Origin of the sequence: Brevibacterium sp. 1718 (assembly GCF_051131255.1) — a bacterium.
GTDB classification, from domain to species: Bacteria; Actinomycetota; Actinomycetes; order Actinomycetales; family Brevibacteriaceae; genus Brevibacterium; species Brevibacterium sediminis.
This window is the reverse complement of record NZ_CP186550.1, coordinates 636893-651018: the sequence shown is the minus strand read 5'-3', so window position 1 is coordinate 651018 and position 14126 is coordinate 636893. Positions and strand designations below refer to the sequence as shown.

Genomic DNA, 14126 nt, shown 5'->3' with positions numbered 1-14126 from the left:
TCTCCCCTGCCGTTTTCAGCCGCTAGATTCAGGCCGTTGATAAAGTTATCAAGCTGACCCGCCTGGTCTAGTCAGCCTCGGCGGGTTCGGGGATCTCATCAGGCCGGTACTTCGGCAGCCTTGAGGCCGGCACTGCCGCGATCAGGCTGATGCCGGCAAGGATGAGGAAGCCGAGCTTGAGCGTGCGCAGTCGCTGCTGGGAGTTGAGCTCGACGGCATGCTCGACCTGCTCCGGTGTCGCCGTCGTCCCCGCGAGGACGTCGCGCAGTTCGTCGTTGCTCACGAAGTTCGCATTGTCGAGGTCGACCTGTTCGACGAGTTCTGGCGGCAGGTCGGGATGGTCATCAGCGGCCGATGCCAGACCGGCCGAAAGCACCGTGACCAGCAGCGCTCCCATCACCGCGGTGCCGACGGCCGACGCAAGATTCTGCGCGGTGCCGCGGATCGAACCGACATCACCGGCCAGATGCTTCGGCGCGGCCGTGACCAACACATTGAACACCAGAGTGACCAGCGCACCCTGACCGATGCCGAAGACGATGAGGCCGAGAATCGTCGGCAGAGTCTCCCAATTGTTCGTCACAACGAAGGCCAGCCAGACGAGTGCCGCCGTCGTCAGCCCGAAGGAGAACAGGGCGATGGTGCGAGGAGAGTAGCGCTTGTAGAAGCGGACGATGAGGGTGGCGGTGACGAAGACCGTGAGGTTGAACGGCAGCATCGCCAACGAGGTGTCGAAAGGGGTGCGCCCCTGCACGACCTGGATGTAGGTGGGCACGGTGAAGTTCACCGCCGCTTCCATGGCCACGATGACGAACATCGCATAGACCGCTGCCCTCTCACTGGGACGACCGAGCACGCTGATGTCGACGAGCGGAACCTTTCCTGCGGCCTTCCGACGCTTCGTCCAGACGAAGAACAGCTGCCCGAGGACCACGCCGACGACGATGAACACCGGCGCCGGTGACAGCCCCGCGATCGAGAACGGTGCCCCATCCTCGGCGCGGATGATCCCCCACCCGTTGAGGTTGTTGAACCCCAATGTCAGCAGAACGACTGCAGCACCGATGAGCGCCGAGGCGACGAGGTCGATCCGGATCGCAGCGTCCCCCTTGTCCGACTTCAGCGTGAACGTCAGCGCGAAGACGATGACGGCCAGTCCCAGAGTGATGAAGAAGATCGGCCGCCACCCGACGAACGTGCCCAGGGTGCCGCCGATGAGGAAGGCGCTCATCCCGGAGAAGGCACGCGCCGAACCGAGGGAACCGACCGCCGCCGCCTGCTGCGCACCCCGGTAGTTCTCCGCGATGAGCGCAACCAGGGCGGGCACGATGATCGCAGCGGCAGCACCGGCGAGCAGCTGCCCGGTGATGACCCAGGTGACCGTCCGGGAGAAGATCATCAGCAGCGAGGATGCCGCGAAGACGACGAGGACGACGCGGAAGATGAGCACCCACCCGATCCGCTGTCCCAACTTCGCGCCAGTCATCACGAGCGCGGCCACAGCAAGGCCGTAGACAACGATCGTCGACGAGGCGACCGTGGGCGGCACACCGAAGTCCTCGACCATTCCACCGAGCGAGATCGGCAGGGCGGCGACGTTGAACGACATGAGCACCTGGGCGAGGAAGAGCCCGATCATCGGTGCCCAGGACCGGCGCTCCTCGGCGACGTCGTGTGGTGTGGTTTCGGCGCTCATCATTGTCCTTTCCGTGGGCGTTCGACGGCCGCGTTCGATGCGAAGAGATTCATGCCCAGGACTCTGGAGATGTGGAAGCACGCGCGTTGACCGCGCACGCTGTTGCCCGCGGAGTCCAACCTCGGCGAAAAAGTGCCCAGCGCTCCCTTGCCTGGGGCGATGGCGACGATGCCGCCTGCGACCCCGGACTTGGCAGGCAGTCCGATCTCGAAGAGCCATTCGCCGCTGTTTTCGTACATTCCGCACGAGGCGAGCAGCGCGAGCGTGTCGCGGGCCACTTCGGCGGATACGACCTGCCGACCGGTCAGTGGATTGATTCCTCCGTCGGCCAGCGTCGCTCCCATCACCGCGAGATCGTGCGCGGTGACCAGCAGCGAGCACTGCTGGGTGTAGATGTCGACGGTGTCGAGCGGATCCGTGATGATCCGCCCGTAGCTCTCGAGCAGGCGAGCCAGGGCCTTGTTGCGCTGATTCGTCTTCATCTCCGATTCGTACACCCGACCGTCGAGGCGAAGCTGCCGCCCGGCGAAGCGGGAGAGCCCGGAGCGGATGTTCTCCCATTTCTCCGCCGAGGTGGCCCTGGGCATGAGTGCGGTCGTGGTGATGGCGCCGGCGTTGACCATCGAGTTCAACGGTTTGCCGTCGTTGAGTTCGATCGCCATCACGGAGTTGAAGGCGAGCCCGGTGTTGTTGACGCCGACGCGCTCGTGGACGAGTTCGGAGCTGCGGGCCTGACAGACGAGTGCGAAGACGAAGGCCTTGGAGATGGATTGGATGGAGAACTCGATATCGACGCCTCCGGCTTCATGCACGGTCCCGGCCGATTCGATGAGGCTGAGTCCGAACCATCGGGGATCCGCCTCGGCGAGGATCGGGATGTAGTCGGCGACCTCACCGTCGTCGAGTCCGCCGTACCGTGCGTGGATATCTGCCAGGGTCGAATCGATGAAGCGGTCGGAGGGCAGGCCGCCGGTGGAGGCTCGCTGTCTGACCGAATTCTCGTCGGGCCCGACCATAACTGATCCTCGTCCCATTCATGCGGGTTCGCGTCGGGCAAGCTGCTCAGCGCCTGTCCGCAGAGTGATTTCACTCTATCTCCGGCACCTCACCTTGCACAGGGCTCCGACCGTCGGTTTAAACCCCTTGCCCACATACCACGATGGGTCTACCGTCGGCACCACGGATCATTTCCATACCTCTTGTGATCCCCATTCCTCCGTCGAACGGCGAGAGCGTGTTCAACTCCGAAAGGAGCGAAGTCATGAGTGACGAGAAGAAGAACCTGCCGGAGAACTCAGCAGAAGAACAGACCGAAGACGAGCAGAACATCGAGAGCACTGCCGTCGGAGTCGGCGCTGAAACAGACGCCGAAGGCAGTTCCCAGACTCCTGAAGAGAGGCTTGAGCGGATCGCATCTGAGCACGATGTTCCGATCGATCGGGATCCTGAGGAAGCCCAAGCCAAAGCTGAAGGGTCCTCCTCCCCCGAGAAAGACCGAGATATCAGCGGTGGAGACACGAAGGAAGAGGAGGACGACTCCGTGGAGCCGCCTGACTGAGACGGCGGCCCGGAGTTCGAGGCCGCTGGTTCTCGCTCCGAGGAGCCTGCGAAGTCCACGATGCAAGAACTCCGTGGACACAACTGTGCGCAACCGCTGTCATTTGGTTAGGTAGAAGAATGACAACACGCGCCGGCCAGTTGGCCCAGGACAAGGATCTCGTTGACGTCCCTGCCCTTCTCGATTCCTATCACGACTTGGTTCCCGACCCCTCGGTGCCTTCGCAAGCAGTGAGCTTCGGGACCTCCGGCCACCGCGGTTCGAGCTTCAACCGCTCCTTCAACGAGGCGCACATCGCGGCCATCACCGCAGCGATCGTCGACTTCCGCCGAGACAAAGGCATTCGCGGGCCGATCTTCCTCGGCCGTGACACTCACGCACTGAGCGAGCCCGCATTCCTCACCGTCCTCGAGGTGCTCGCCGCAGCTGAGGTTCCGGCGCTCATCGACGAGCGCGACGGTTTCACCCCGACCCCCGCCGTCTCCCACGCGATCCTCGGCTTCAATGCCGGGAAGTCGCGCGAGGATGCGCAGGCCGACGGCATCATCGTCACTCCCAGCCACAACCCGCCTGCCGATGGCGGCATCAAATACAACCCTCCCCACGGCGGGCCCGCCGGAACCGAGACGACGACCTGGATCGCCGAACGCGCGAACCAGTATCTGGCCGAGGGGTGGGAGAAGATCCCGCGCACCCCATTCCAGCGGGCATTCCATCTGGAGAACACCGAGAACTTCGACTACGTCTCGAACTATGTCGACGACCTCGAGTCTGTCATCGACCTCGATGTCATTCGCAGCTCCGGGCTGAAGATCGGCGCCGATCCGCTCGGCGGAGCCAGCGTCGACTACTGGGCGGCGATTGCAGAGGACTACGACCTCAACCTCGACGTCGTCCACCCGGACGTCGACCCCACCTGGTCGTTCATGACCCTGGATTGGGACGAGAACATCCGCATGGACTGCTCCTCCCCCTATGCGATGGCCGGCCTCATCGCCTCGCGCAACGACTTCGACATCGCCACCGGCAACGACGCCGATGCCGACCGTCATGGCATCGTCACCCCCGATGCCGGCCTGATGAATCCCAACCACTATCTGGCAGCGGCCATCGATTACCTGCTCGACTCCCGCACCGACTGGCCGAAGGACGCGGGGATCGGCAAGACTCTGGTCACCTCGTCGATCGTCGACCGCCTCGTCGCCGCGCATAATCGCACCCTCTTCGAGGTGCCCGTCGGCTTCAAATGGTTCGTTCCCGGCCTGCTCGATTCGACGTTGGCCTTCGGAGGCGAGGAATCGGCCGGCGCATCGTTCCTGCGGAGGGACGGCAAGGTGTGGTCGACGGACAAGGACGGCATCATCCTCGCCCTGCTCGCGGCAGAAATGACTGCGAAGACCGGGCAGACTCCCTCGCAGCGCTACGCAGGGCTGGCTGCGAATCACGGCACCAGCTCCTACGCGCGTCAGGATGCTCCGGCGACGCGCGCACAGAAGGAACGGCTGGGCTCCCTGGATGCCTCCCAGGTGAGTGCAAAGACCGTCGGCGGTGAACCCGTCAAGGAGGTGCTCACCTCGGCGTCGGGCAACAATGCGCCCATCGGCGGGCTCAAGGTCACCACGGACAACGCATGGTTCGCCGTGCGGCCGTCGGGTACGGAAGACGTCTACAAGATCTACGCGGAATCCCTGCGCGACGAGGACCACCTGCGCCAGGTCCAGCATGACGCCCGCACTCTCGTCGACGGTGTGCTGGAGTAGGCGCAAGGCTAGTCCGCGTTCAGGTGCGGGCCGGTTCAGTCGTTGATCGCAGGTTCACGACTCTGCGCGGACTTCTGTTCATTTTGTAAGCACTCAACTGATCACGGTCGGATATCGCTGTCCAGTCGGAATTGTCGCAGAACGAATCCTCCGACGCCTCCCGCACAGAACCGGGAGGAAGTGCAGTCAGTCTACTGTTCCGCCAGGTCGCGCGGGCAGGATCTGTTGTCGTTTACCTGGCATTCGCGGCCCTTTGACATCGCCTGTCGCAGGACTGCAATATTTCTGTCTTCGCGCTGTTATCCGCTTTGATTGTGCTTTCAGCCACCGTTGTCTCCCCCTCAGAATCGGTGACAAGACTGATCTGCGACAACGACCTGTCGCCTCGTCACGGCGGCGCAGAAGCAGAAGGGGAAACACCATGAAGTCAACTATTCGCAACCGCGCAGCAGCCATCGGAATCGCCACCGTCGCCGGACTCGCCGGCCTCGGACTCGCAACAGGACCAGCCATGGCCGCCGACTCTGGCGCAGCCAACTCATCGGCTCAGTCGGCCGCCACAGACGTCGACACGCAGTCCATCTACTATCCGATCGAAGCCGGCAAGTATGCAGATGAACTCGTAATTGCCTGGGGCCAGGACAACACCGGACGCGTCGAAGCGTTTGCGAGCGACGACGTCGCGAAGAAACTGGCAGACCACGGCAATGAAGACGGGACTCATTGGAGGAACTCCGGAGCAGAAGGCGCCGCAGGCACAACGTACATCACCTACCGGAATACAGAGACCGGCGAGAAGATGACACTCGGCGTCTCCAACCAGGCCATCGGCGACCAGGACGAGTGGGGTGCAGGACCCCACGCTGTGTACAGGGTCGACTTCGACGGCTGAAGCTGAAGCTCCAGCCCGGCAGAGCACCTGCCGATACGAGCCACCGATGAGAGTAGCTATCACTCCAGATGCACTGAGCCCCGCTCCAGGAATTTCCTGGAGCGGGGCTCGATGTGTGTGACTCAGCGACGCTGGGCCTCGGCGTCTGCGGCTAAGGTGAGCCGCCTCGGCGAGGTTCTACAGGTGGGCCTCCGGGGCGTTCTGCACGTAGTCGGCCACGGTGTCGTTCTTGAACGCGTCGCGGACCTTCTTCAGCTCATCCTCGTCGACGTTGACGATCGACTGACCGTCCGGGGAGGTGCCGACGCCGGCGACGGGCGCGGTGAAGAACTCGATGTCACCGGGGCGGACGTCGCGCATGTTGAACGCGGTCGCGGAGATGTACTTCGCGTCCATGCCCGAGTCGACGTACATGTACGGCGCGAAGTTCTTGACCATGTCCTGGATCTTCTTCGGGTTCGACAGCGTATCGGCCGAGATCATCTCATTCGTCAGACCGCGGATGAACGCCTGCTGATTGCGCGCACGCTGGAAGTCGCCGTCCTTGAACTGCTTGCGCTCGCGCACGAAGGTCAGCGCTTCGTCACCGTTCAGCACGTTCTCGCCCTGGGTGAAGGTGTGGCCGTTCTTCTCGAACGCCTGCTCGGAATTCACAGTCACCCCGCCGAGGCTGTCGGTCAGTGCCTTGAATCCTTCGAAGTCGATGATCGCCACGTGATCGAGTTCGGTGCCGATGAAGTCCGAAACCGTCGATACGGCCAGCGGCAGACCGCCGTATGACAGTGCCGCGTTGATCTTCGACTTGCCGTGGCCCTCGATATCGACGTAGGTGTCGCGCGGGATCGACATGATCTGGACGTTGCCGCCGTCTTCGGGCAGGTGCATGACCATGATCGTGTCCGAACGCAGGCCGCGCGAATCGTTGACGTCGACATCTTTCATCGACTCGTCCGAGCCCAGGAGCAGGATGTTCGTGCCGTCGCCGTCCTTGCCGCCGCCGGACTTGCCGAAGACCTGCTCATCGCTGAGCTGGTTCGCGTTCTTATCGAACGACCGGCCGACGCTCCAGACGTAGAGCCCGATGCCGAGCACGCCGAGGATGACGATGATCAGCAGTGCGACGAGTACTTTGCGCCAGACGCGCTTCTTCTTGCGCGGGCGCTGCTGTTCCTCGTTCTGGTGGTCGAAGAGATCGTCGAAGGTGGTGTTGTCCGTCATCGGCACTCCGGGGTTTGAACGGTCGGCGCCGGGCGCCGGGGTCATTGGGCAATCCCGCTCATTGTATAGCGACCGAGGTGACCCATTTCTCAGCCACGCGACTCACCCCGTACCGCACCGCGGAGGCGAACGCGAGGGCAGGACCGCCTCGGCGAGGTGTTCTGCCTTGTCAGACGCAGTGATCCTCGGTTTCGACCGGGTGGACTAGGACTGATACCGGTTCGTTACCCGCCAATGACCTCCGGCGCCGAGGTGAGGGGACTCACCAGTAATAACGCACAATTCGTCTGGCTGTCGCTGAGGGCGCTCGGTAGACTTTCCTGGTGTTCAATAACTATCGGGAAATTCTGTCGCTTCCCGGTGCTCTCAAGTTCTCCTTGGCCGGTCTCGTCGCCCGAATGCCCATCGCAGTGCTGGGGCTGGGAATCGTCCTCTTCATCCAGGGCGTGACCGGGTCGTACGGCATGGCGGGCATCGTCTCCGCCGTCTACATGATCGTCCAGGCGCTTGCGGGCCCCGGGATCGCTCGCCTCGTCGACCGCCTCGGCCAGGCGAAGGTCATGGTGCCCATCGTCATCACCCACCTCATCGCGTTGGCGCTGCTCATCGTCTCCGTGTACGAGGAATGGTGGACGGGATTCGTCTTCGTCTTCGCCGGCATCGGCGGCGCCACCGTCGGCTCCGTCGGTTCGCTCGTGCGCTCACGTTGGTCGCATATCGTCGACACCCCGAAGAAGCTGCAGACCGCGTTCTCGTGGGAATCGGTCGCCGATGAGCTGATGTTTGTCTCCGGGCCGGTTCTGGCCACGGTGCTCGCCACCGCCGTGTGGCCGCCGGCCGGAATCATCCTCTCGATGATCACCGTCGGCGTCGGCTCGCTGCTGCTCTACATCCAGAAGTCGACCGAACCCACACCGGTGGAGCGGACCACCGAGGCGAAGGGCCACGTGTTCTCGAACCCGGGCATCTTCGCGATCATCATCGTCAACATCTTCCTCGGCGTGAACTTCGGTGCCATCGACGTCATCGCCGTCGCCTTCGCCGACGAACTCGGCGTGAAGTCCTCTGCCGGTGTGCTGCTGTCGTGCCTGGCGCTGGGATCGCTCATCTCCGGCGCGCTGTACGGGGCCCGCAACTGGCAGGCCGCCGTCCATCACCGCTTCGGCGTGGCCGTGTCCGCTCTGGCCGTGGGCGCATGCCTGATGCTGCTGGCCAACTCGATGATCACCTACGGCATCATCCTCATCGTCGTCGGATCCGCGATCGCACCGAGCCTCATCGGCGCGAACTCCGTCATCGAGCAGCTCGCTCCCCCGCGCAGGCTCACCGAGGCATTCGCCTGGTTGGGCACCTCGCTGGGCTTCGGCGTCGCCTTCGGATCGGCCGTCGCCGGCAACATCATCGACGCCTTCGATGCGAAGACCGCGATGCTGCTGCCCGCCGGCTGCGCAGTGCTGGGAGCGATCATCGCGCTGTCGCTGCTCAAGCTGCTCAACCCTTCGCGGTCGAGTCACGAAGCCCGGCTGGAGAAGGACCGTCGGCGCAAGCGAGTTGTGGAGGCGTAAAGCGCGCTGAGGCGAGCGCTTGCGCGATCGCTGTCTCGCGCGCTGGTGTCACGTGCAATGGGCGGCAGTGCCGCCTGCCGGCGACCGCCTCGGCGAGCATCCGTCATCGTCAGTGCCACGCCCTCGCGTGAGTCTCTTTTCGCACCGGCCGGTGCACATCCATCACCCATAGCGCGAAAACACCCCGTTGCCGCGGGGTGTTTTCGCGTTTGCGGGAGGTGATGCGCGGAGGGGATGCCGGCGCGACCGCTCAGCCCGGCACCGGCGGCCCGATCGCGAGTCCACGGGAACACGGAACGGCGGGGCCGCCTCGGCGATGTCAAAGATCATTGACATCTAGATGTCAAACATGCTTTACTTATTGATGTAAAGAGAAGTTGACATCAAGGAACGGTATGGAAGTTCAGACCTCGGACCTCAAGCAGGTTCGCAAGGCTGCGGGACTGACGCAGGCACAGTTGGCCCAGCTCACCGGGGTGTCGCGGCAGACGATCATCGCGACCGAACGCGGCGACTACGCCCCCAGCGTCTATCTGGCGCTGCGCATCGCCCGAGCCTTGGACACGACAGTCGAAGAGATCTTCTCACTTCAGGAGGAATCGTCATGAACAACATCAGCGACAACAAGAACCGCCCCAACGCCTTTGCCGACAGAATCGCCGGCTTCGACGACCCCTCGATGGGAGACGAACGCGAACGCGACGTCATTCTGCGGGCATATACCTTGGGGGCCGTCGTCTCCACCTACGTGTTCTTCGCGCTTGCACTCATCTTTGCCGTCTTCGGCGCGGGAATGTGGAGTGTGCTCATCGTCTTCGGCTCCATGGTGACCAGCATCGTCATCTCTGCATACTGCCAGCGTGAGAATGTGGACTTCTCCATGTCGATGGCTCGCGTCTCACCGAGGCGGCTGATCGTCGGCAATATCGTCGGCGCCCTGTTCGCCATCGTTTGGGTCGGCGCAATCGTCTTTCATATAAGCAACGGCTACCCGCTCCTCGATGTCGGAATGGGCAATCAAACGATGCCAGGTGCTCCCTCCAGCACCTATTCCATCGCGATCGGCGCTGCGTTCGGCTTCATCGTCGCGCTGACCATCATGACGATCTCCCGGGTACGAAAAATCAAGCAGGCCCTCGCCGAGGCGGCCGCCGCCGCTGAGATCGAAGACGAGGACTGATTCCGCTCGACTGTTGAGGTTTGGTGCTAGAGGCTCGGCGCTCAAGCATCAATCACCCTCGGCGCAAAAACACCCCGCTGCAGCGGGGTGTTTTTGCTGTCTGCGGTGCGACATACCACCTAGTTGCCACTGATACGCTTGAGACTCCGTGAAAGAGACCGAGGAGGTGGTACCAGTGAACGCAGTTTCGAAGGTGCTCCCCTACGGAGTCACGGTCGGACGGTAGGTCGTCCGGGAGCGCCGATCATTCATCGCACTCCCGAAAGGCACGACCATGCATTTCACCTCCGAACAGCACTTCGACGGGGATTTCGTCGAACGTCAATTCCGCCTCGGCGATACTCCGGGCATTCTTTGGACTCCGTCCTCCGCATCTGAAACCGAGCCGGTTCCGATCATTCTCATGGGTCAGCCCGGCGGCATCGGCATGGAGCGGATGTACCCGCGACTGATGGCACGCGCCCGCAGCACCGCCGCACTCGGGTTCGCATCCGCTTGCCTAGAGATGCCCGGTTCGGGTGAGCGTCCACGCCTCCCCGGCATGGATCAGGCACGCAATCGGCTGCGTTCTGCCATCCTCGCCGACGAATCACCCTCCACTGATGTCATCAACGAGCTCATCCTGCCGCTCGTCGAGCAGGCAGTTCCCGAATGGCAGTCGCTGCTCGACGAACTCCTGCGCCTTCCCGGTCTTGCCGACCGTGTCGGCTTCTCCGGCGGAGTGATTGCGATCGCTGTCCGGCTGGCTGCGATCGATTCCAGGATCGCGGCAGCCGGGCTCTTCGCCGGCAGCTTCATTCCCCAGTCGACCATGGAAGAAGCCCGGCGCGTGACCATTCCGCTGCACGTCCTCCTGCAGTGGGATGACGAAGGCAACGACCGTGCGGCCGCCCTCGAACTCTTCGATGCTTTCGCTTCAACCGAGAAGACGCTCTACGCCAATATGGGCGGACACACAGGAGTCCCGGAATTCGCCGGCGAGGATGCCGCCCGGTTCTTCGCCCGCCACCTGAAATGAGCTGACCGCTGCGGCGGGGGCCCTGGGGACGAGGAGATACTCCATCGGCCCCGCCGCGTCAGGCCCAGTCCTTCTTCGCCGACGTTTCGCCGACTCCGGCGTTGAAGACGTTGTGCGGGTCGAGGTCCTTGAAGTGCGCTTCCATCTCCGGCGGCACAGGGTAGAGCCGGCCGTAGTTGTGCTCGGCGGGCACGGCCGCACCGCGGGCCTCGAGCAGCTCCGTCATCTGCTGCTTCAGCGCCACCGTGTCGACGCCTTTCTTCGCCACGTGGTCCTGGTGGAAGACGTGGCAGAAGAAGTGCCCGTAGTAGGAGCTGATGTGCAGCTGGTCGGCGATCTCGTCGGGCAGCACCTCGAGCCAGTCCTCATCATCGCGGCGCAGGGCCACGTCGAAGGTGATCATGTCCGAGGAGTCCTCACGGTTGAGGTTGAAGTACCGGGTCGCCGCACTCGCGGCACCGAAACGATGCAGCATCGCGGACTGAGCCTCATCGGCACTGCACACGAAATAGTCACCCTGGTGGGCCGCCTCGGCGAAGAAGTCATCGAGGAACGCACCCATGCGATTCTTCTCCTCGGCGCTGACGACGAGGAGAAGATGATGCTCGAAGCGGTCGCGATACTCGAGCATCCGCTTGGGCAGCTGCTGCGGCAGCAGGCCGAACGCGTTCTGCGCGATCGTGTCGGCGACGGTCTCGCCGAAGAACGGCAGCTTCGCGAACACGCCGTTGGCCCAGTTCTTCAGCGCGAACAGCTTGATCTGCTCGCGGCTGCCAGCGTGCTTGACCGAGACGAACGTGTCTTTGCCGTACTTCTCGGCGAGGTCGAACGAGGGTCGGCCCATGTATTCGCCCGAGATCGGCAGCGGCATCTCCGAGGTCAGTATCGCCCGTCGCAGATCTTCGAGTTCGGCCGGGGAATTCGTGCCGACGTAGAACGTGGTCGCTCCCTCTTCCTTCGGGAAGGTGCGGGTGCGCACGGCGAAGACCATGAGTTTTCCGGCCGAACCGGAGGCCTCGTACAGATAGTCGGAGTTCGAATTGAATCGAGCCGGTGAGTCGACGATCCTGCGGACCTGCTCGCCGTATTCGGTCTCCGTCGTGTCCTCCGGGGCGGGCGTGACCCCGGCGGGGTCCCAATCTCCGCGCTGGAGTTTGTCGAGGATGTGGGCGGGGTCGTCGCCGAGCTCCACGCCGAGGTGGTTGACCAGTTCGAGTCGCCCCGCCTCGTTGACGCGGGCGAAGATCGCGTGTTTCGTGAACGCCGGACCCTTGCGGATCTGGGAGCCGCCGGAGTTGTTGGCGATGCCGCCGATGACGGAGGCGCCGATCGAGGACGAGCCGATGACCGAGTGGGGTTCGCGGTGGAACGGGGCGAGCGCCTCGTCGAGTTCGTACAGTGTGGATCCGGCCAGGCAGATCGCTTCGCGGGCGTCGTTGATGAGGTAGATCTCGTTGATCCGCAGGGTCGAGATGATGACGATCGGACGGTCGTAGTCCTGCACACCGGGGCCGGAACCGCCGGTCAGGCCGGTGTTGGCCGACTGCGGAATGACGATGAGGTCGTTGTCGACGCAGACCTGCAGGGCCCGCCACATGTCGACGAGGCTGCCGGGTCGCAGCACGGCCAGCACATTGCCGCCGCCGAAGCGGTTGCCCTTGGCGTACGGTGCGGTCGCCCGCGCGGAGGTGAGGACGTGGCGCGGCCCCATGATGTCGATGAACGCGTTGACGGCTGGGGACTCCTGCTGACGCTGACGTCCGAACATGTTTCTCGACCTCTCTCACGGGGTTGCGTTCTTCTTGTCATCCTAGATCCTAGTTTGCAGCTGCGACCGGGTCAGATCCTTTAGATACGTCCGAGACGTGACAACCTCAAAGGAATGCCGACCAGGCATAGACAAGACCAAGACCGACGACGCTCCCAACGCTCGTCGTCACGCTGACAGACTTCACCGCACCCTTCGTTGTCTGACCAAGCATCGTCTTGACCATCCAGAAGAAGTTGCTGTGCACGGTCATGAGGAACAGGGAACCTGAGGCTGCCGCCATGGCGATAAGGACCGGATCGACTCCCGTCGATGCGGCGACAGGGGCAAGAAACCCGGCGGCTGTAATCGAGGCGACCGACACAGATCCGATTGCCGTGTGTAGGACGACTGCGAGCAACCAGGCCAAGAGAATAGGCGACGCAGCGTCGGCTTCGAACATGCTTCCAAGGATGTCTCCAAGACCTATCGACTTCACCATTTCTGCCAATGAGCCGCCCAAACCGGTAAGTGCAAGGATCTCACCGCTCGCGGCGAACCCCGATTTAAGCGTCGCAGACACGCATTCTTGATTCCTATGCACGAGCAGCAGGATGTAAGCCATAAACGTTGCGCAGAACATGGCGATCGTCGGAGCCCCGAAGAAGTCCATGATCGGTATGTCGATCGACAAGTTGGTCAGGATTGACTCCGAAGCGATGAGGACCAGAGCAAGGAACACCGGACTGATCGTCAACCACAGGGGGAGTCGGCGGGGCGCATCATCTTCGGGCTCGGAGTCGTCGACCGGTCCGGTGTAGGTCTCCTCATCAGTTGCAGCGTCCCAGAAGCCGAAGCGAAGGAAGAGAGTCTTCATGATGGCGATTGTGATGATAATGCCGAGCACTGCGGTGATGATGCCGAAGGCTAGGAACCGAGGGATTGAGATCTCGAGCAGTGAACTCAGCGCCAAGGATCCAACACTGGGGATCATCATCGTCAGTCCGAAAAGAATGCCTGCGCACATGGCCGCCGATATGATCCCCGTTCCAGCCCGTCCGATACGACGGGCAACTGAACGTCCTACAGGAGCAGTGATTACGAAGATCACGTCGGAGAAGATCGACTGCAACACAGTTCCGCTTGTGATTCCCAGCGCATAGGGAGCGAACCGCTTGCCGGAAACCGCCATCAATGCGGCGACCAGGCCTTCAATCGCGCCAAGTTTCGCAAGCAGCTTACCGAGAAGGACGCCGAAAACGATGAGCAAGCCGATCTCGGCCATAATGTTGCCGAACCCAGTGGCGATGATCTCCGTCGTTGAGCCGAACCCTTGACCAGTTGCGAGGCCGAGATACCCGGCCCCGATGAGCAACGCAAAAAGCGGGTTGATCTTGAGCGCCAGAATCAAGACGATGACCCCGGCGACCGTGATGAGTGTGTGCAGTACTGTAAGCCACTCGGCCATAGTTGAAAACTCCTGATTCTTCAT

General features: G+C 62.7%; 12 protein-coding genes. 7 read left to right on the top strand and 5 right to left on the bottom strand.

From position 1 onward, the window contains the following. Nucleotides 1–67 precede the first annotated feature (67 nt). Complete coding sequence (locus ACOZ9V_RS02815; RefSeq protein ID WP_434593391.1) at nt 68–1696, bottom strand: MFS transporter; 1629 nt, start codon at nt 1694–1696, stop codon at nt 68–70. Further along, nucleotides 1696–2712 carry a glutaminase A gene (gene glsA / locus ACOZ9V_RS02810; protein ID WP_434593389.1) on the bottom strand — a complete coding sequence of 339 codons (1017 nt, stop codon included), beginning with the start codon at nt 2710–2712 and terminating at the stop codon, nt 1696–1698. Before glsA ends, ACOZ9V_RS02815 begins: the two co-directional genes overlap by 1 nt. 245 nt (nt 2713–2957) lie before the next feature. Here glsA and ACOZ9V_RS02805 point away from each other — a divergent pair, with 245 nt between their 5' ends. The 3 genes from ACOZ9V_RS02805 to ACOZ9V_RS02795 all read left to right on the top strand — a co-directional run bounded on the left by ACOZ9V_RS02805 (nt 2958) and on the right by ACOZ9V_RS02795 (nt 5906). Next, nucleotides 2958–3254: a hypothetical protein gene (locus ACOZ9V_RS02805; RefSeq protein WP_181272310.1), complete on the top strand. Its 297-nt coding sequence runs from the start codon at nt 2958–2960 to the stop codon at nt 3252–3254. A 119-nt stretch (nt 3255–3373) separates the two neighbouring features. Beyond that, nucleotides 3374–5014 carry a phosphoglucomutase (alpha-D-glucose-1,6-bisphosphate-dependent) gene (gene pgm, locus ACOZ9V_RS02800; RefSeq protein ID WP_181272309.1) on the top strand — a complete coding sequence of 547 codons (1641 nt, stop codon included), beginning with the start codon at nt 3374–3376 and terminating at the stop codon, nt 5012–5014. A 421-nt stretch (nt 5015–5435) separates the two neighbouring features. Further along, a complete protein-coding gene (locus ACOZ9V_RS02795) occupies nt 5436–5906 on the top strand; it encodes a hypothetical protein (protein ID WP_181272308.1) in 471 nt (156 codons plus the stop codon). Nucleotides 5907–6083: 177 nt separating this feature from the next. On the opposite strand, the gene ACOZ9V_RS02790 is transcribed toward ACOZ9V_RS02795, so the two are convergent. Further along, on the bottom strand, nt 6084–7124 hold the full coding sequence (locus ACOZ9V_RS02790; protein WP_139469966.1) for an LCP family protein: 1041 nt from the start codon (nt 7122–7124) through the stop codon (nt 6084–6086). Nucleotides 7125–7447: 323 nt separating this feature from the next. Here ACOZ9V_RS02790 and ACOZ9V_RS02785 point away from each other — a divergent pair, with 323 nt between their 5' ends. From ACOZ9V_RS02785 to ACOZ9V_RS02770, 4 genes are all read left to right on the top strand, one after another. Beyond that, nucleotides 7448–8689 (top strand): MFS transporter, encoded by a 1242-nt coding sequence (locus ACOZ9V_RS02785; protein WP_434593384.1) that lies wholly within the window; start codon nt 7448–7450, stop codon nt 8687–8689. A 395-nt stretch (nt 8690–9084) separates the two neighbouring features. Then, nucleotides 9085–9297, top strand: coding sequence for a helix-turn-helix transcriptional regulator (locus ACOZ9V_RS02780; protein WP_262776929.1), 213 nt, complete (start codon nt 9085–9087; stop codon nt 9295–9297). Next, nucleotides 9294–9869 (top strand): hypothetical protein, encoded by a 576-nt coding sequence (locus ACOZ9V_RS02775; protein WP_434593380.1) that lies wholly within the window; start codon nt 9294–9296, stop codon nt 9867–9869. The genes ACOZ9V_RS02780 and ACOZ9V_RS02775 overlap by 4 nt, the downstream gene beginning before the upstream one ends. Before the next feature lie 274 nt (nt 9870–10143). Further along, entirely contained in the window at nt 10144–10887 is a 744-nt protein-coding gene (locus ACOZ9V_RS02770) for an alpha/beta hydrolase (RefSeq protein ID WP_434593377.1), read from the top strand. Nucleotides 10888–10945: 58 nt separating this feature from the next. Here ACOZ9V_RS02770 and dld read toward each other — a convergent pair whose 3' ends face one another. Then, nucleotides 10946–12655, bottom strand: a complete 1710-nt coding sequence (dld, locus tag ACOZ9V_RS02765) for a D-lactate dehydrogenase (protein WP_434593374.1) — start codon at nt 12653–12655, stop codon at nt 10946–10948. Between the two features lie 106 nt (nt 12656–12761). After that, complete coding sequence (locus tag ACOZ9V_RS02760) at nt 12762–14126, bottom strand: GntP family permease (RefSeq protein WP_181272302.1); 1365 nt, start codon at nt 14124–14126, stop codon at nt 12762–12764.